The following is a 16,918-nucleotide window of genomic DNA, read 5'->3' on the forward strand; positions in this document are numbered from 1 at the left end:
TAGCGTTCAAAAATCAAGAAATAAAGCAGCATTAAAGTATTGTCTGGCAAGAGATTGAAAATAACAGGTCTGAACAGCAATCGTAGCTATCAGCAGTATATTGCGGACAGATTCTCTCTGAGATCTAGTTAGATGCGTCAGACGATTGATTACACGATCTGTGGAATTTCTAAGCAGGGAATCCTCTTTCCATGAAAACTCTTTATGCAACAGTTGATCTACCTTGCATTGCGTTTGTATAGTCGGATTACTCTTGATCTCCTCAAAAAGTCCAGCATATGCATAATACAGTTTTGCCGGTTCTATGAGATCATCATCGTCTCGATCTGGCTTTAAGAACATTAATCGGAATAGCTGACGGATACTTTCGAAATTAAGGGCAGATTTGAGATCATCGATCATAAATAGAAGCGCCGCCTGATTCACTGAATACTTCTTTCCTTCTCTTGGAGAACCGAGATACTCCTTAAAGTCACGCTTTACCCAGTTCTGCATAGTTGTCACAGTCAACGTGGAATACTCTATAAGATGGCCTAATGTAGCAATTTCACCAAGTGAAAAGCCTTTAACATTATCGCCCTTAATGATCTTTTGTAAAATGGGTGGAACATCTGTAGATAAAAAAGCGGGTAACGAAGTCCCCTTTTCTATTTCATCAAGATGAAATTTAGTCCATGCCTCTTGGAGGATATTCAGCGGTTTCCGGTCTGATAATCCGGTCAATGAGAGCAGAAGACTGGACATCTCCACACGAGTCAATGCAAATGATTCCATATCTGTTTCCCTCCACCATTTGATATTTCTCTGAAAAGTTCGTAGAATAGTTCATAAGAACTCATAATATGAGTATAACCTATTTTAGGAACGAAAGGGATGGTAAAGATTATATGGGTATAGGACTTAGTTTGACGTTGGTGGCTATTTTGATTATTTTAACCGCTTTTTTTGTAGCAACGGAATTTGCATTGGTGAGACTTAGAGGTAGCCAGATCAGTCAAATGGTGATCGATGGAAAGAAGAATGCGTTAGCTGTACAACGGGTTTCCGCTAATCTTGACGGATACTTATCCGCGTGTCAGCTCGGGATTACGATCACTGCTCTGGGTATTGGTGCACTAGCAGAACCGGCATTTGAGCAACTGCTCCTTCCGGTATTCGACTGGGCTAACATTAGTTCAAGTGTGAGTCACCCTCTTGCATTTGCATTTGCATTCATTATTGCAACATTCCTACACGTCGTTGTCGGTGAACTTGCTCCGAAGACGGTAGCTATAAACATTCCGGAAAGAATTGGTCAAATTACATCACCGCTGATTATTTGGTTCTACAGAATTTTGTACCCACTCATTTGGTTTATGAACGGTTCCGCAAATTTGCTTGTTCGCCTTTTCGGGATGAAGCCTGCCAGTGAGCATGGAGACGCACATAGTGAAGACGAGATTCGTTTGATCTTGTCCGAGAGCTATGAAAGTGGAAAAATCAATAAAGCTGAATATGGCTATGTAAACCGTATCTTTACTTTTGATGAGATGTTGGCTAAAGAAATCATGGTTCCACGAACCGATATGGTATGTCTTTTCACCAATCATTCATTGAAAGAAAATTTCGAGATTATCCGCAAGGAACAATATACTCGTTTCCCGGTTGCAGAGGGTAGCAAGGATAATATCATCGGAATGATCAATACAAAACAGCTTTATTTGCAATATGATAACAATCCTGATTTTGATTTCAAAAGCTTGATCCAGCCTGTCCTGACCGTATCTGAGGTAACACCTGTTAAGAATCTTTTAACACGTATGCAAATGGAGCGGGTGCATATCGCCCTGCTGCTTGATGAATATGGCGGAACGTCTGGACTCATTACGATTGAAGATATTTTAGAAGAAATCGTTGGTGAAATTCGAGATGAATTTGACGGTGATGAACGCAGAGAAGTTGAGAAAATTAGCGATACAAATTATCTGTTCGACGGTAAGGTATCTCTAATTGAGGTCAAGGAACTCACCGGTCTTGATTTCGAAGATGAGGAAGTGACTACTATTGGAGGCTGGCTGTACAGCCATATCCCAGATCCAGCCGTTGGTAAAAGTATTGTTCATGACCACGTAACCTTAATCATTCGTGAGATGAACAGATATCGTGTACGCAAGGTTGAAGTCATCATTGAGACTACAGAGAACACTGAATCTTCAGAGGTAGAGCATTCATAAGCTCTTAAACATAAAAAAAGGGTAGAGTCATCAGATTAAATCTGATCCTCTATCCTTTTTTCTTGTACCAGAATCTTACTCATGTAATATTCATCTACCCACTGGCCATCAATCACAAGCGATTTTCTTTTCGTCCCTTCGATCTCAAACCCATTTTTGATATAAAGAGATATAGCCAGCTCATTATGTGTCATGACTGTTAGCTCAAGTCTAACAATTTCAGTATCCCTAGCCCATCTATCCAACTCTCGGAATAGAGCCGCGCCGATTCCCTGACCTTGATATTGTCTTAGAATGCCAATGACTATGTACGCACTATGGCGATTGCGTCTAACACTTCCACCTCTAATCGACATAAAACCAATCAAAGAGTTATCTACCTCTGCACCAATAAGGATTGAAGTATCTGCTGAAGCGAAGCTTTCGATCATCTCTTTGACCTGATGAAGACTTGATTGTCGTTCATCAGGTTCTAATAACATAAATTTCGTTTCCTGATCCAACTGATGCTGTAGACGAAGTAATTCCTCTGCATCCTCTGGAATCAGCACTTTAAGGGTAACCATCATCTCATCACTTCCAATCATAAATAGCTATAAGTACTTTTTGAACAGCTTACTGGAGCTGCTATTGTATCCAAGATGTTCGTAAAATTGATGTGCATCCTCCCTTCTGACCGCACTCGATAACATGATCTTAAGGGCTCCCCTAGAGGTGGCTACATGCTCAGCGTATCTCATTAATTTTGCTCCGTGTCCCTTCCCTCTCACCTCTTGTGCTATGATAACTCTTTCAATGACAGCAAAGGGTCGATCGTCACATAATGCATCCATACACAAATGAAGATGAAGCGTCCCAACAATAGTTCCTTCTTCTTCGCACACATAAAGAAAGCTATCCGTATTCTCAGCGATCCGCTTCAGTCGTTCTGGTGACACTTGAATAGCTGTTTGCTCAGGTAACAACATTCGATAAAGACTTTCAATATACACAGCGTCTTCAGGAACAGCTTCTCTTATCATCTGTCTATTCCTTTCTTACTCAATTTTAACAACGACAGACCATGATCACATTTCCATCAGGATCTTTAAAATTAAACCAATGGTCATGCTCGATATCTGTAAGAATCTCACCGCCATTTGCTTTCACATAATCATAAGCAGCATCTATATCTTCAGTATTTAGATGAAAAGAGGGAATATTAAGAACGGATTCAGAAGTGTAAATTTTGCTGTCTAATACGATTTCTGGTCCCTGCATGGGGATCACATATAAATGCCCGAATAATACTTCACCATCCAAAGGTAACCCAAGCAATTGACAATACCATTCTTTAGATTTCTCAATATCCTTTACCGGAATAAAAACCGCACCAATCTGATTCAGAATCGGACTTATCACCATTAAGAAAGCCTCCTCTTTAAGTTTGCAGAATAGGGTGTTATTCTAGAATAATTCGATAAAATATGTCAATTACCTCCCTCCCCTTAGGGAAGGTCTGGTAAGTTATGTTATAATTTTGTGAGCACTACTCTAATTTCACGTATGACAGGAGAATTGAATTGGCTAACCTGAACTTCGGTGGATTGAAACTAACTCCACCTAAAGTCTTATCACTAGGATTTGTAATACTTATCACCGCCGGAAGTATATTGCTCAGTCTCCCGGCCTCTTCAGTAGAAGGGAAAATTTCTTTTATTGATGCATTATTCATGGCAACATCGGCAACCTGTGTTACTGGTTTGGCAGTCATTGATACAGGGACACAGCTGACTACCTTTGGACAAGTTGTTCTACTCGTATTATTTCAGTTCGGCGGGCTGGGTTTTGTAACAATGGCTACATTGATTACTTTGGTCCTTAATAAACGAATATCCTTAAAAGAGCGAATTCTTATGCAAGAATCCATGAACCAAAATTCGATGCAAGGTATTGTACTGCTAATCCGCAGAGTGCTGATTTATTCCCTTGTTATTCAGCTTTCAGGTGCCTTCTTGTTTACCTTAAGGTTTATTATGGACATGCCTTTTGGGAAAGCTGCCTATTATGGAATTTTTCATAGTATATCTATCTTTAATAATGCAGGCTTCGACCTGTTTGGTGACATTCACGGACCCTTTAGCGGACTTACTCGGTATGTTAATGATCCTATTGTTAACTTTACCTCGATGGCCCTCATATTCCTTGGAGGGATCGGATTTATCGTCCTATCCGATGTGTTGGACTTTCCAAAACGCAAGAAGCTAACACTTCATTCAAAGGTTGTTCTTTCAACCTCTGCCATATTGATTGTCATTGGTGCTGCTCTATTTTTCTTGTTGGAGTTTAATTCTACGCTTAAGCCGTTGAGTGCTGGTGGGAAGATGATGGCCACCTTATTACAAGCGATAACGCCACGTTCAGGCGGTGTCACCACGATTGAAATACCACTTTTGCGGGAATCAACACAATTTCTTATGATTATGCTAATGTTCATAGGAGCTGCGCCTGGGTCTACTGGTGGGGGAATTAAGATTACTACATTCGCTATTCTGGTGGCTGCGGTATCTGCAAGGTTACGGGGTAAAGAGGATATTGTAATGTTTCGTTACCGGATTGCTAAAGAAAATGTCTATAGAGCTGTGACAATGACATTAATGTCTCTGATGCTAGTTGTCATCGCTACGATGTTGTTATCCGTAACAGAGGAGGCTGATTTCCTTGCTGTACTCTTTGAATCCGTTTCGGCATTCGGGACTTCAGGTCTCTCCATGGGACTTACACCAGAACTGACTACTGCGGGTAAACTGCTCATCATTATTCTAATGTTTCTGGGTCGGACGGGTCCGCTTACTTTAGCTTATGCACTCAAGCCTAAGGGAAGTAAGGAACTTTACCGCTATCCTGAAGGAAAGATTACAATCGGTTAAGGTGTGATGTAACCAGCGGCAATCAAAATTGCCGCTGTTAATCACATCAACAATTCTATGTTTTACTCTTCGACAATCTCTTGTTTATCTAGTGCTGCATCAAGCAACTGATTGTATATATCATCATCATTCTCAAGCAGCGCGTCAGTTTCTAAGAACTGCTCTTCGCTTCCAGGTTCACCTGCAAAGCTTAGGCTGTAATCCCATTCCGTTCCTCTTGTACTGAAAAAAGTAATCTCATATGGAGCCTTATGGTTTTCGAGAGTGAATATAGTCCTCCCTACATAGCTTTTATCCTCTTTACGGCTCATTTCAGCACTTACGATCTCTAAATTCATCCGCTAATCGTCCTTCCTTTCATCAAATCATTTCCTCTCTCAGTATAGCATTGAAATGAATGTAATTCCTCAATTTACACTGTAAATTCCATGTAATTGACTTTTTTCATCCGGCGGTTAATAATTTAGTACAATGCTTGTTTAGTACCAAACTATTAGCAAATGGAGGAAATATCGATGACTGATTTCGAAGCAAAGCTTAGTAAATATGCAGATCTAGCTGTGCAAATTGGGGTTAACGTTCAACCAGGACAAATTCTAGTGGTGAATGCGCCGATTCTTGCAGCAGATTTTGTTCGTATGATCACCGCCAAGGCATATGCGATTGGAGCAAGCTTGGTGAAGGTGAACTGGAGTGATGCGAGCATTACACGCCAGCAGTTTGAACATGCTGCTCCAGAAGTGTTCACTGAACCTCCTACTTGGTACGCAGGTGAAATGACCGAACTCGCCGAGAAGGGTGCAGCTATTCTTAACGTGATCGCGGAAGATCCTGATGCACTTAAAGGCATCGATCCCGTGCGCATTTCCAATTATCAAAAAGTTCGGGGAGCCGCACTCACCAAATATCGTGAAATGCAAATGTCCGACAAAGTTAGCTGGAGTATTGTTGCAGTACCATGTCAGGCATGGGCAGATAAAGTATTTCCGGATGTTCCAGCTGAAGAGCGTGTAAATAAGCTTTGGGAGGCTATTTTCCACACCGTACGCCTTGATCGTGAAGATCCGGTAGCTGCATGGCAGGAACATCTCGACACCTTAGATCAAAAAGCAAATGTACTCAACGCAAAAAAATATAAAAAGCTGCATTACATAGCACCTGGTACGGACCTAAGCATCGAGCTTCCAGAAGGCCATATTTGGGCACAAGGAGATAGCATTAATGCTAAAGGTCATTCTTTTGTAGCCAATATGCCTACCGAAGAAGTATTTACTGCTCCCCTAAAGACTGGTGTAAATGGCACCGTACGAAGCACAAAACCTCTTAGCCATGGTGGTAATATCATCGATGGATTCTCTATTACTTTTGAGAACGGACGAATTGTAAGTGTTAGTGCAGAGCAAGGCCAAGAAGCACTAGAACACCTCATTAGTATGGATGAAGGAGCAAAATACCTCGGTGAAGTTGCATTAGTTCCTCACAAGTCTCCTATCTCTGAGTCCAATATTCTTTATTACAATACCTTGTTTGATGAGAATGCATCCAATCACCTAGCAATAGGTATGGCTTATGCTTTCTGCTTAGAGGGCGGTAAAGATATGACTCCTGATGAACTGATTGCACATGGTTTGAATAATAGTGTCACCCATGTGGATTTCATGATCGGTTCAGCGGAGATGAACATTTATGGTATCTCTGCTGATGGAACCGAAGAACCCGTATTCCTAAATGGAAACTGGGCGTTCTAATTATTGCAACTATGAAATAAAAGACTAGAGATATTGGGAGGAGTTGAGACTATGTTGGATTTCAAGCAAAAACTTGAAAATTATGCGTTGCTGGCAGTGAAGATTGGTGTAAATATCCAACCTGGGCAGACCCTTGTTGTAAATTCCGACATCGTTTCTGCTGAACTAGTACGTCTTGTGGTACGTAAAGCCTATGAAGCGGGTGCGAAGCTCGTCAAGGTTAATTATAGTGACGAGGTTGTTACACGGACACGTTATGACCTTGCTCCCTCCGATTCCTTCTTGGAACCGCCGCAATGGCAAGCGGATGAATTGGAAGATCTGGCTAAAAAGGGGGCTGCATTTCTTTCAATAACATCAACGAATCCAGATCTATTGAGCGGTGTTGAAGCAGGAAGAATTGCGGATAATCAGCGGATCTCCGGACAGACATTAGCTCCATATCGTGAATTGTTAATGGGGAATCACGCGAGCTGGAGTATTGTAGCCTTCCCATCACCATCGTGGGCGGCAAAGGTATTCCCTGAGGCAGCACCTGATCAGCAGATTGATTTGCTATGGGAAGCTATATTTAAAGCCACACGTGCGGATCAAGTTGATCCTATTCAAGCCTGGAGTCAACATTTAGAGGGTCTAAAAGCACGTTGTGCTACATTGAATGATAATAAGTTCCGTAAGCTGCATTATACAGCGCCAGGAACCGATTTGACGATTGAGCTTCCTGAGGGGCATATTTGGTGTCAGGCGGGAGCTGTTAATGGCAAAGGTGTTCCTTTCCTCGCCAATATCCCAACTGAAGAAGTATTTACTGCCCCACTGAAGTCTGGTGTGAACGGTAAGGTAAGCAGCACTAAACCGCTTAGCTACGGTGGGAATCTTATTGACAACTTCACCCTCACCTTTGAGAACGGTAAAGTAACGGATTTCACAGCTGAACAAGGTTCAGAAACCCTGGCTTCCCTTATCGCGTTAGATGAGGGTTCAGCTTATTTGGGAGAAGTCGCGTTGGTGCCTTTCCACTCCCCGATCTCAGAGAGCGGTATTCTATATTACACTACGTTGTTTGATGAGAATGCATCCTGCCATTTGGCGTTAGGTGCAGCATATGCCTTTACCCTTCACGAGGGGACGACAATGACCAAAGAACAATTGCAGGAAAAAGGAATGAACCAAAGCCATACACATGTTGATTTTATGATGGGATCACCTGAAATGAGCATAGATGGTATTAAGGATGATGGAACAACCGTACCTATCTTCCGTGACGGCGATTGGGCTTAGTTTGTCCGCTTAAATTATTGAATAAATAAAATGCCAAACAACCTGCTTGGTTCCTCTTCCGAGGACAAAAGCAGGTTGTTTTTTATTGCATACTAGATATTCAGAAAATAAATAGTCCAAATTTGAATAAAAGTTCAATAATTGTTCACACTATTGTTGATTTCCGTTCACAAATATGTCACAATACAGTTAAGGATTGAATTTCCAAGGAGGGGATTATCATGTTAAGAGATCCAATATCCAATGAAATTGACAGCGTTGAAGAAGAACAGCTAGAAATTCAAGCACCGGTGGATTCAAGAATTGTTGCATCTAATGCAATCAAATATACCGCCTATGTTATGCTGTTTTTCGGATTCTTGTATTTCCTGATTGCTTACTTGGCACCAATGTTGGAACAATAATGTGATGGATATGACTTTATTAGAAAACGCTTACGGTTAATCACTCTCATGGGAGTAGTGATTAACCGTTTTTATTGACTACAACATCGTTTCTTCTTATTTCCATGAGAATGCTTTGTTCGTCCATGCAATTGCTGAAGGCGACCATATGTCACTCATTCCGGATTGTAACCAAGCAACTGCCTCTCCTCTGTCACCCTCAAATGTGGAAAGACCGTTATCTTCCATCCAATGACTTACGGTCTCAAACGAGGTGCTACTCCAGCCATTTTTCTCTCCTTCTGCATTTTTGCGTTCTTTTACACCTGAAATAACGATGTCTAGTGAAGCCTGAAGCTCCGTAACCGCATTATCGAATGCCGTCTTCATTTCTTTAGCTTTCATATCAGCTTCCGCACGAAGGATACGCGTATCAATCCCTTGATGTTCACGGATAATTTGTAGTAAGGCAACTGCTTCTCTGCTTGCCAATCCGTCATTATATCGTTCTTCTATAGATTTATTACTGCCTACAGCTGCAACAAATGCTGGAAACCAGTCTCTAGAGACTAAGATAGCTTTTTTCTTAACAAACTTCCCATATCCGGCTAGACCTTCACCAGGAAACCTTACACGCCATGACCACGGATCTAGCTCTGATCCTGTATGCCAATTCTCCGCTTTCGTTAATCCGTTTAAAGATGGGTGCTCAGGAATCAGGGTTGCAAGCGGCAATATCCCAATCTTGGCGACAATTGCTGCAGCTTTTTCAAAAGTGGTGACACTGCCTTCTTCATATCCCGTATACATCACTACATCATCTCCTATGTACTCCATTAATTAGACTTCATATTTCCTATCCCAGCAATAAAAGTGCTGATGAGCCGAGATAGACTTACATTCGTATCAAGAGGCAATCCAAAACCGCCTTTTTGCTCCAAAGAGGCAAATCCATGCAGAATACTTCGTAACCCGCGTACGGCATGAATTACTCCTTCCTCACCTAATTGATAATCCTTCATCACATGAATGATCAGCTGCAAAATATGATCACTTGCCGTTTCCAGCTCCGTATTTGCCTGTTCAGGGGATCGCAGCGTTGTCTCGTATAATCCTGGTCGGGCTCGTGCAAAGTCCACATATGCTCGCCCCATCGCCTGTACAGCGTCGTCTCCACTAAAGCCTTTAGCGGCGTTGTTCATTACATTGGAAAGCTCACCTAGTCCATAAATCGCAAGTTGTGTGCGCAATTCCTGTAGCCCGTTAATATGATTGTATAAAGACGGAGAACGAACACCTAGTTTGTTAGCCAATGCGGCTAAGGTTACGGCCTCTATTCCTTCATGATCGGCGATTTCTGCTGCTGCAATAACTAGCGTACGACGATCTAATCCTGCTCTAGGTGACATTTTAATTACTCCTATCTTGAATCATTTGTGCTTTGTGAATAGCTTTCTCCATGGTTTGTACTGGGTTCCTAAGTAAGTCTCCATGTCCAGTAGCCAGTATAGTCGGGGAAGCCTCTAGAAGCTTAGTCGCACTTTTTAATGCTTGTTCTTTACTCCAGGTTGCCATAGCCGGAAACGGAAACCAAGGAATTACGGTGCCTGAAACAGCGGTTCCTCGGAAGGTTTGAAAAGCATCTCCAACGATAACAGCGCCGCTTCGAGAATCAATGAAAGACATAGATCCAGGAGTATGACCAGGAGTTAGAATTGCTGTTAATGAACCTATGGTATCTCCATCATGGAGCAATACATCTGGTCTCGTTGTTACCTTCTTGGGCACGCCTCCCTTTATAGGAGTCTGAGGTTCCCCCTCACGAAGTGAACGATCTCCGCGTAGCAATGCCGCATCCCTTTCAGAAATGTACACCTGAGCGTCTGGGAGCTGCTTCTTCAGCTCATCCAGTGCACCTACATGATCGTCATGCGCATGCGTTAATATAATACGAGTGATCTTCTTATCTAATTTCGTTGCGGTATCTATAATTCCTTTTACACTGAACGGCATGGCTGCATCTATCAAAGTCAATTCATTCTCTTCCTCAATCATGTAACAATTCACAGGAAACACTCTTGGCATCCAAGTCAGCTGTAGCAAAAAAGCTTCACGTGTTACTCTCATGATAACCCCTCCACAAAACTAATGGTATTAGCTTAAATATAAACTAATCATATTAGTTTCGCAAGAGTGAATGATCCATTCTTCTAACCATCTAGATTTTTATCTGCACAAACACTTTTACAAAAGACTCAAGAAACCCACGAACACTATCATAAACCCATGCGTACTAGGCTTCTGAATTTCAGTAATAATGAGTTCATCCTAAATTCCTGACCCTTTCAATCTTATTCCTCCCAAAAAATATCGTTTAATGATCGATCTAATGCCTTGCATATGGCTATGCACAATTTAAGTGTCGGATTATAGTTCCCGGCTTCAATCAGGCCAATCGTCTGTCTTGTAACCCCTACTACTTCTGCTAACTGTTCTTGGGAAAGATCTTTTTGTATACGAGCCAGTTTCATCTTGATGTTCTTGTTCTCCCCCACGCCAATTCCTCCTTATGTAGATACATCCATTTTACCCAATTGTAATCTATACCAATCATTGTGTACATTATATATTGCTTCTAACATGCTGACCGATGTATCTACACAATTCAATATCACAGTTTATTTGACGAGTTCTAAGCAACAAAAAAAGCACCCCTTCGGATGCTTTAGACATATATTCCTTTGATAATCTCTATTCAAATACCGTATAGTATCCTGCTTATTCCACTACATCGTTCTCTGGATAGCTATCAATGATCTGCAGTAGTTCCGAAGCATCCGTCCGTGGACGGCTGTCTGGCACGGTTTCCGGATATCCGGCATGAATCATGGCAATTATTTTCTCACCTGGCTTCACGCCAATTTTGCTGCGGAAATCAGGATTATTGATGTAAGGATCGGTCTTCCAAATCGTGCCTACGCCTTGTTCCCAAGCCGCTAGCTGAAAGTTCTGTACAAGTGCGGACGCTGCTGCAAAATCCTCATCCCACTCTCTCTGCCGAGGATCTTCAGGCATCACCACAATTAACGTTAAAGGAATATTTGAGATATATTCTTTTCGCTTAGCAGCCACTTCAGGATCAGAAAAAGCACGTTTCACGAAAGCAAATGCCGCTTCAGCCAAGAACTTTGTACCATCACCTTGAAAAGCAATAAATCTCCACGGCTCACGCACCCCATGATTGGGCGCCCATACAGCTACATTTAACAATTCCTCTAATAGACCTTGTGGCAGTGGATCTTTTTTAAAAAGCTTAATAGAGCGTCTTTCTCTTATTACTTCAGCTACGCTATTCTTTTGAGTCGGTTGAGTTTGTGTCATGAGATCCACTCCCTATAGTAATAATGATAATCATTATCATTAATGATACAGTATCTATCTGGCTTTTTGCAAATAATAGAAACAAAAAAACACCGTTCCCTAAGGAACGATGTTGAAAGGCTTCAGCCGAAACGACCCATGATATATTCTTGTGTCATTTGATTCTCAGGATTTGTAAAGACTTTATCCGTCTTATCGTATTCTACAAGAGATCCAAGATAAAAGTAAGCCGTATAATCAGAAATCCGTGCAGCTTGCTGCATGTTGTGTGTCACAATTACAATGCGAAGCTCTTCTTTTAACTCCTTGATGAGCTCCTCAACTTTACCAGTAGAAACCGGATCTAGTGCGGAGGCTGGTTCGTCCAAGAGTAGAATTTGTGGGTTAACTGACAACGCTCTTGCAATACAAAGACGCTGCTGTTGTCCACCGGACAAAGCTAATGCTGAATCTTTTAAACGGTCCTTCACTTCATCCCACAATGCTGCTTTACGAAGGCTGCTCTCTACGATCTCATCAAGTGCTTTTTTTCCTTTAACACCATGGTACTTAGGTCCAAAGGCGATGTTATCATAAATGGATTTATAGAACGGATTCGGCTTTTGCCAAACCATCCCGATCTTCTGACGCAGTTTGATCACGTCTGTTCCAGGAGCATTAATATCAACGCCATCTATCCAGATGCTTCCTTTGGTTGTTGATCCGGAGATTTCGTCATTCATACGGTTCAGTGAACGAAGAAAGGTTGATTTACCGCAGCCGGATGGGCCGATCAGTGCAGTAACCGTATTTTCAGCAAAAGGAAGACTAATCCCCTTTACTGCCTCATATGTTCCATAAAAAATACTCAGGTCCTCGGTTTGAAAAGATTCACGCACTGCTGTTGCCGACGTTCCCATCGATTACTCCTCCTACATCTCTACTTTAGTTTTTAGGAATTAGTTCATTCTTTTTGAAGCTGTAAGCTTACGATAAATAAATCTACCGAAATAACGTGCTGCCAAGTTGAAGATTAACACCATAATTACAAGTACTGCTGAAGCTCCCGCAGCAATTTGCGCGGCATCAGGAGCAAGGCCTTCACTATTTACCTTCCAGATATGAACAGCCAGTGTTTCAGCTGGACGGAAAGGATTCAGTGGTGAGTTCGGACTAAGTGGATTCCAGTTGGTGAAATCTAGTCTTGGACTACTCATTCCTGCAGTGAACATCAACGCGGCTGCTTCCCCAAAGACACGGCCAGCGGACAAAATAGTACCGGTAATAATTGTTGGTAATGCTACTGGAAACAACACGGAGGTTACGATTTTCCACTTGGATAATCCTAGTGCAAAACCAGCCTCTTTTTGTTGCTTCGGAACACTACGGAAAGCTTGCTCAGTAATCCGAACCATCAGCGGTAGATTAAAGACCGTCAATGCCAGTGCTCCAGAGATTAAGGAAAAGCCAAGATTAAAATAGTTAACAATCAGCAATAGACCAAACAAGCCGACTACGATTGAAGGGAACGATGATAATACCTCAACAATTAAGCGAATAAAGCCGGTGATTTTCCCTGGACGAGCATATTCAGCCATGTAAATACCGGCACCCAGTCCAAGAGGTACTGTAATTATTAGCGTGAGTACCAAAAGGAATAAGGAGTTGAATAGCTGAGGGCCAATTCCTCCACCTGCTCGAATTTTTTGCGGTGCAGAGAATAGAAAATCCCAACTAATGTGACTAAGACCTCGAAAGAGGATATATCCTAATAGACCAACCAGAATAGCTACGATGAGCAATGCGAAAAACACAATAAGGCTTGTGGCAATTTTATTTACGGTTCTCGGCTTCAAATCTTATTTCTCCTTTCAAGCAGTCTCACAAAGAAGACAAATACAAAGGTCATCAGCATAAGAACCAGTGCCATACTCCACAGAGCATTATTGTGCGCAGAGCCCATGGTTGTGTTCCCCATTCCAAGCGTGATTACACTCGTCAGGGTAGAAGCTGATTCAAAGAGTGATTTTGGTACGAATGGCGCATTCCCGATAACCATCTGTACAGCAAGGGCTTCACCGAATGCACGTGCCATCCCCAGTACAATACCAGTCATAATAGCAGGAAACGTTGTCGGAATAATCACTCGAGAGATCGTCTGCCACCGGGTGGCACCAAGCGCATAGGAGGATTCCTTTAAATTTTGCGGCAATGAAGCCAGCGCGTCTGCAGCCACGCTTGTAATCGTCGGAAGAATCATGACCGAGAGCACAAGCGCGCCTGCAGCTACCCCGATGCCTTGACCAGGCAGGTTGTTGCGTAGAAACGGTACAATAACACTTAATCCGATGAAACCATACACAACTGAAGGGATACCTGCCAACAGCTCGATTACAGGCTGAAGCAATTTTTTGCCCCATCCTGGGACAATCTCAGTCATGAACAGCGCAGCGCAAAGGCTAAGTGGACTAGCAATCAATGCTGCAAGAAGAGTAACTAAGAAGGATCCAGTGATAAACGGAAAAGCACCAAAGGATGGCGTATCTGCTTCAGGTGACCACTTTGTTCCGAATAGAAAATCAGTAACGCTAACATCGCCACTTGTGAAAGTTGAAATACCTTTAGACGCCACAAAATATACCATCGATACAATGATTGTTATCAATAGCAGTACACAGAAGGACATATATGTACGTCCCACAAAATCTTCAATATGATGTTTCTCGATGCGTGAGTTCTTTAGTTTCACCCTCAATTGCTCCCTCTTTCTAAAGTGAAAAGAGAGGCAGATGTATCCGCCTCTAATCACTTGAGATTCTAATCCTTACAAATTACTTAGAAGTGAATTACTTAGCTGTAACATTTCCTGCAACGTCACGAGTAACTTGCATTTTTACTGCTGGAATGTATCCAAGCTCAACGACTTCACCTGTTTGTACTTCGTCTGTCAAGAAAAAGTCAAGGAATGCTTTTACTGTTTCATTTGGTTCGCCGTTTGTGTACATGTGCTCGTAAGCCCATACTGGATATTTACCAGAAATAACATTGTCTACAGATGCTTCTACACCATCAAGGCTAAGTGTTTTGATTGAATCATCAAGGTATGAAAGAGCCAGATAACCGATAGCCCCTGGAGTTTCTCCGATCATTTTCTTAACAGTACCGGAGGAATCTTCTTGAATCGATCCTGGGATATCTTCAGTTTTAGTTCCAAGTGCAAAGCTTTCAAAGGTTGCGCGAGTACCGGAGCTGCCTGGACGGTTGATGATTTGGATTTTTTGATCCGCTCCGCCAACTTCTTTAAAGTTTGTAACTTTTCCTGTGAAAATATCGATAAGCTGTTGCTTAGTCAAGCTGTCCACACCAGCATCCGGATGAGTTACTGCTGCGATCGCTACTACTGCTACTTGATGATCTACAAGAGCTGCCGCTTTTTCTGCATCTGCATCTTTTAGTTTTTCTTCTGCGAATACGTCAGAGTTACCAATATCTACTTGTTTCTCAGCTACTTGAGTAAGACCAGTACCACTACCGCCGCCTTGAACCTGAATGTCCACACCAGCATTTTTATCCATGAAATTCTCGGCTACCAGCTCAACCAATGGTTGTAGTGCTGTTGAACCTGAAGCTAGAATCGAACCACTTATTTTAGCGCCGCTACCTTCATTTGTAGCTGCAGCGTTTCCTCCCGTGTTGTTTGCCCCACCATTACCGCAAGCCGAAAGTGCCAGTACGCTTGTTAAAGCCAAAGTCATAACCCAAGATTTTTTGAATTGCATTGTTTTGTCTCCTCCTAAATGTTTTGTTAGCACGGCTTCCTCATACAGTTCATACGGAACTGGCTTCGAAAGCTTTAACATGGTGTTGTGGAGCTTTGGCCCCCATATGCTTGTTTACTGTAAAATTGCATTGTACGCATATGTTAATGTTGTTGTCGGGAGCTTCTTGGCCCCTCTGACTCTTCTTATTCTAGAGCTCGTTCGTTAGAGAAACTTCTTAACTTTGTAAAGCCAACGATAAAAATACCAATAGAAACTATATATATGTATAGATTTAATCTATAATGGACATATAATTTGTTATTCAACTAAGCTTTGTGCGGAGGAAAGTCATGAATATTATGAAATTAAAGATCGTTATCCTACTTGAAAAATATAAGAAAGTAACCGACGTAGCTGCTGAGTTAGGCCTTAAACAACCCACTGTATCTTTTCATATGAAGAATCTAGAGAATGAATTTGGAACGCCTTTATTCCTATATCGAAGTGGAAGAGTACTGCTTACAGATGCTGGTCGGGCGCTTTATCAATATGCACTTAAGATAGTCTCACTTACGTCTGAAGCTGAACGCACTGTTAAACAGTTTGCTTCCCCTTCACAAGGTACATTGAAGCTGGAAGCAAGTTATATTCCTGCAACTTATATTTTACCTAAAGCGTTAATCCAATTCATGAAACAATATCCGGGGATTAATAATTCCATGACGATCCAAAGTGATTCTTTGTTAAAGGAACGACTCCGAAGCCGAGAAATTCAAATGGCTATTTTACACACTCCTGATTGGTATGATGAATCCTTTAACTTTCAGCTCATTGTCCGCGACGAGCCTGTGCTCATTTTTGCATCTGGTCATCCATTCGAAACTATAGAAAAATTAACACCAGAACAGATCGCACTGGAACCTTGGATTCAGCATGAGGTTGGCTCTTGTTTACGGGGATTTGCAGATCAATGGGCAGAATTAAATCATTTTCGTTTATGGAACCGATCCGAGTTGAACTCACCTGAGACCCTAAAGAAGTTAGTTTGCGAGGGGGGTGGCGTAGGAATTTGTTCTAAAGCTAGCATTGAAGCAGAACTTGAATTAGGTCGTCTTTCTTATGCTCCTCTACCGGGAGTTTTACCTGAAAGCGGTGGTTTTGTTCTGGCGTGGCGAAAAGATCATATATTAACGCCGTTACAGCAGTCTTTTGCCGACATTTTAAACAACTTATGAAACCTTATACTTTTACAAAAGAGAGAGT

20 protein-coding genes are annotated in these 16,918 nt (G+C 41.9%); 6 read left to right on the forward strand and 14 right to left on the reverse strand.

The features are described from left to right. Positions 1-6 precede the first annotated feature (6 nt). Positions 7-774 carry a DUF1836 domain-containing protein gene (locus ACN6MV_RS16645; RefSeq protein WP_042128106.1) on the reverse strand — a complete coding sequence of 256 codons (768 nt, stop codon included), beginning with the start codon at positions 772-774 and terminating at the stop codon, positions 7-9. Positions 775-887: 113 nt separating this feature from the next. Between ACN6MV_RS16645 and ACN6MV_RS16650 the strand changes: the two genes are divergently transcribed. Continuing rightward, on the forward strand, positions 888-2,213 hold the full coding sequence (locus ACN6MV_RS16650; RefSeq protein WP_042128108.1) for a hemolysin family protein: 1,326 nt from the start codon (positions 888-890) through the stop codon (positions 2,211-2,213). A gap of 35 nt (positions 2,214-2,248) precedes the next feature. Here ACN6MV_RS16650 and ACN6MV_RS16655 read toward each other — a convergent pair whose 3' ends face one another. Genes ACN6MV_RS16655 through ACN6MV_RS16665 form a run of 3 tightly spaced genes read right to left on the reverse strand, consistent with a single transcriptional unit; the run spans position 2,249 to position 3,617 of the window. Continuing rightward, entirely contained in the window at positions 2,249-2,782 is a 534-nt protein-coding gene (locus ACN6MV_RS16655; RefSeq protein WP_419884438.1) for an N-acetyltransferase family protein, read from the reverse strand. Between the two features lie 24 nt (positions 2,783-2,806). After that, complete coding sequence (locus tag ACN6MV_RS16660; RefSeq protein ID WP_042128112.1) at positions 2,807-3,235, reverse strand: GNAT family N-acetyltransferase; 429 nt, start codon at positions 3,233-3,235, stop codon at positions 2,807-2,809. A 25-nt stretch (positions 3,236-3,260) separates the two neighbouring features. Beyond that, the gene (locus ACN6MV_RS16665; protein WP_375103045.1) at positions 3,261-3,617 is read right to left on the reverse strand and encodes a VOC family protein; all 357 of its coding nucleotides are present in this window, start codon (positions 3,615-3,617) and stop codon (positions 3,261-3,263) included. Positions 3,618-3,775: 158 nt separating this feature from the next. Here ACN6MV_RS16665 and ACN6MV_RS16670 point away from each other — a divergent pair, with 158 nt between their 5' ends. Continuing rightward, a complete protein-coding gene (locus ACN6MV_RS16670; protein WP_419884440.1) occupies positions 3,776-5,122 on the forward strand; it encodes a TrkH family potassium uptake protein in 1,347 nt (448 codons plus the stop codon). A gap of 62 nt (positions 5,123-5,184) precedes the next feature. On the opposite strand, the gene ACN6MV_RS16675 is transcribed toward ACN6MV_RS16670, so the two are convergent. Beyond that, the gene (locus tag ACN6MV_RS16675; protein WP_042128116.1) at positions 5,185-5,460 is read right to left on the reverse strand and encodes a hypothetical protein; all 276 of its coding nucleotides are present in this window, start codon (positions 5,458-5,460) and stop codon (positions 5,185-5,187) included. Between the two features lie 177 nt (positions 5,461-5,637). On the opposite strand from ACN6MV_RS16675, the gene ACN6MV_RS16680 reads away from it, so the two are divergent. From ACN6MV_RS16680 to ACN6MV_RS16690, 3 genes are all read left to right on the forward strand, one after another. Next, positions 5,638-6,870: an aminopeptidase gene (locus ACN6MV_RS16680; RefSeq protein WP_042128118.1), complete on the forward strand. Its 1,233-nt coding sequence runs from the start codon at positions 5,638-5,640 to the stop codon at positions 6,868-6,870. Between the two features lie 51 nt (positions 6,871-6,921). After that, positions 6,922-8,151, forward strand: coding sequence for an aminopeptidase (locus tag ACN6MV_RS16685; protein ID WP_375103047.1), 1,230 nt, complete (start codon positions 6,922-6,924; stop codon positions 8,149-8,151). A 221-nt stretch (positions 8,152-8,372) separates the two neighbouring features. Beyond that, on the forward strand, positions 8,373-8,555 hold the full coding sequence (locus tag ACN6MV_RS16690; RefSeq protein WP_042128123.1) for a hypothetical protein: 183 nt from the start codon (positions 8,373-8,375) through the stop codon (positions 8,553-8,555). 96 nt (positions 8,556-8,651) lie between these two features. Here the strand turns inward: ACN6MV_RS16690 and ACN6MV_RS16695 are convergent, their stop codons facing one another. The 9 genes from ACN6MV_RS16695 to ACN6MV_RS16735 all read right to left on the reverse strand — a co-directional run bounded on the left by ACN6MV_RS16695 (position 8,652) and on the right by ACN6MV_RS16735 (position 15,673). Further along, the gene (locus tag ACN6MV_RS16695; RefSeq protein WP_419886769.1) at positions 8,652-9,344 is read right to left on the reverse strand and encodes an AlkZ-related protein; all 693 of its coding nucleotides are present in this window, start codon (positions 9,342-9,344) and stop codon (positions 8,652-8,654) included. Positions 9,345-9,370: 26 nt separating this feature from the next. Then, positions 9,371-9,943, reverse strand: coding sequence for a TetR/AcrR family transcriptional regulator (locus ACN6MV_RS16700; RefSeq protein WP_042128126.1), 573 nt, complete (start codon positions 9,941-9,943; stop codon positions 9,371-9,373). Between the two features lies 1 nt (position 9,944). Continuing rightward, the gene (locus tag ACN6MV_RS16705) at positions 9,945-10,661 is read right to left on the reverse strand and encodes an MBL fold metallo-hydrolase (protein ID WP_375103050.1); all 717 of its coding nucleotides are present in this window, start codon (positions 10,659-10,661) and stop codon (positions 9,945-9,947) included. Positions 10,662-10,885: 224 nt separating this feature from the next. Next, a complete protein-coding gene (locus ACN6MV_RS16710; protein ID WP_042132222.1) occupies positions 10,886-11,065 on the reverse strand; it encodes a helix-turn-helix transcriptional regulator in 180 nt (59 codons plus the stop codon). Positions 11,066-11,312: 247 nt separating this feature from the next. Further along, positions 11,313-11,915, reverse strand: coding sequence for a nitroreductase family protein (locus ACN6MV_RS16715; RefSeq protein WP_042128130.1), 603 nt, complete (start codon positions 11,913-11,915; stop codon positions 11,313-11,315). Positions 11,916-12,037: 122 nt separating this feature from the next. Next, entirely contained in the window at positions 12,038-12,814 is a 777-nt protein-coding gene (gene pstB, locus ACN6MV_RS16720) for a phosphate ABC transporter ATP-binding protein PstB (protein WP_042128132.1), read from the reverse strand. A gap of 39 nt (positions 12,815-12,853) precedes the next feature. Next, entirely contained in the window at positions 12,854-13,750 is an 897-nt protein-coding gene (pstA, locus tag ACN6MV_RS16725) for a phosphate ABC transporter permease PstA (protein ID WP_042128135.1), read from the reverse strand. Beyond that, the gene (gene pstC, locus ACN6MV_RS16730; RefSeq protein WP_042128137.1) at positions 13,747-14,649 is read right to left on the reverse strand and encodes a phosphate ABC transporter permease subunit PstC; all 903 of its coding nucleotides are present in this window, start codon (positions 14,647-14,649) and stop codon (positions 13,747-13,749) included. The genes pstA and pstC overlap by 4 nt, the downstream gene beginning before the upstream one ends. Positions 14,650-14,740: 91 nt before the next feature. Then, on the reverse strand, positions 14,741-15,673 hold the full coding sequence (locus ACN6MV_RS16735) for a phosphate ABC transporter substrate-binding protein (RefSeq protein ID WP_042132223.1): 933 nt from the start codon (positions 15,671-15,673) through the stop codon (positions 14,741-14,743). Between the two features lie 332 nt (positions 15,674-16,005). On the opposite strand from ACN6MV_RS16735, the gene ACN6MV_RS16740 reads away from it, so the two are divergent. Next, positions 16,006-16,890 (forward strand): LysR substrate-binding domain-containing protein, encoded by an 885-nt coding sequence (locus ACN6MV_RS16740; protein ID WP_419884443.1) that lies wholly within the window; start codon positions 16,006-16,008, stop codon positions 16,888-16,890. Positions 16,891-16,918 lie beyond the last annotated feature (28 nt).

Origin of the sequence: Paenibacillus sp. B-A-8 (assembly GCF_048572915.1) — a bacterium.
Taxonomy (GTDB): Bacteria; Bacillota; Bacilli; order Paenibacillales; family Paenibacillaceae; genus Paenibacillus_AQ.

Excerpts from the sequence above, each read along its gene's own strand:
- ACN6MV_RS16700 (WP_042128126.1), bottom strand. The coding sequence starts at position 9,943 with ATGTCACCTAGAGCAGGATTAGATCGTCGTACGCTAGTTATTGCAGCA.
- ACN6MV_RS16710 (WP_042132222.1), bottom strand. The coding sequence starts at position 11,065 with ATGAAACTGGCTCGTATACAAAAAGATCTTTCCCAAGAACAGTTAGCA.
- ACN6MV_RS16705 (WP_375103050.1), bottom strand. The coding sequence starts at position 10,661 with ATGAGAGTAACACGTGAAGCTTTTTTGCTACAGCTGACTTGGATGCCA.
- pstB (WP_042128132.1), bottom strand. The coding sequence starts at position 12,814 with ATGGGAACGTCGGCAACAGCAGTGCGTGAATCTTTTCAAACCGAGGAC.
- ACN6MV_RS16695 (WP_419886769.1), bottom strand. The coding sequence starts at position 9,344 with ATGTATACGGGATATGAAGAAGGCAGTGTCACCACTTTTGAAAAAGCT.
- ACN6MV_RS16680 (WP_042128118.1), top strand. The coding sequence starts at position 5,638 with ATGACTGATTTCGAAGCAAAGCTTAGTAAATATGCAGATCTAGCTGTG.
- ACN6MV_RS16655 (WP_419884438.1), bottom strand. The coding sequence starts at position 2,782 with ATGATGGTTACCCTTAAAGTGCTGATTCCAGAGGATGCAGAGGAATTA.
- ACN6MV_RS16665 (WP_375103045.1), bottom strand. The coding sequence starts at position 3,617 with ATGGTGATAAGTCCGATTCTGAATCAGATTGGTGCGGTTTTTATTCCG.
- ACN6MV_RS16660 (WP_042128112.1), bottom strand. The coding sequence starts at position 3,235 with ATGATAAGAGAAGCTGTTCCTGAAGACGCTGTGTATATTGAAAGTCTT.
- ACN6MV_RS16740 (WP_419884443.1), top strand. The coding sequence starts at position 16,006 with ATGAATATTATGAAATTAAAGATCGTTATCCTACTTGAAAAATATAAG.
- ACN6MV_RS16675 (WP_042128116.1), bottom strand. The coding sequence starts at position 5,460 with ATGAATTTAGAGATCGTAAGTGCTGAAATGAGCCGTAAAGAGGATAAA.
- ACN6MV_RS16735 (WP_042132223.1), bottom strand. The coding sequence starts at position 15,673 with ATGCAATTCAAAAAATCTTGGGTTATGACTTTGGCTTTAACAAGCGTA.
- ACN6MV_RS16715 (WP_042128130.1), bottom strand. The coding sequence starts at position 11,915 with ATGACACAAACTCAACCGACTCAAAAGAATAGCGTAGCTGAAGTAATA.
- ACN6MV_RS16685 (WP_375103047.1), top strand. The coding sequence starts at position 6,922 with ATGTTGGATTTCAAGCAAAAACTTGAAAATTATGCGTTGCTGGCAGTG.
- ACN6MV_RS16650 (WP_042128108.1), top strand. The coding sequence starts at position 888 with ATGGGTATAGGACTTAGTTTGACGTTGGTGGCTATTTTGATTATTTTA.
- ACN6MV_RS16645 (WP_042128106.1), bottom strand. The coding sequence starts at position 774 with ATGGAATCATTTGCATTGACTCGTGTGGAGATGTCCAGTCTTCTGCTC.
- ACN6MV_RS16690 (WP_042128123.1), top strand. The coding sequence starts at position 8,373 with ATGTTAAGAGATCCAATATCCAATGAAATTGACAGCGTTGAAGAAGAA.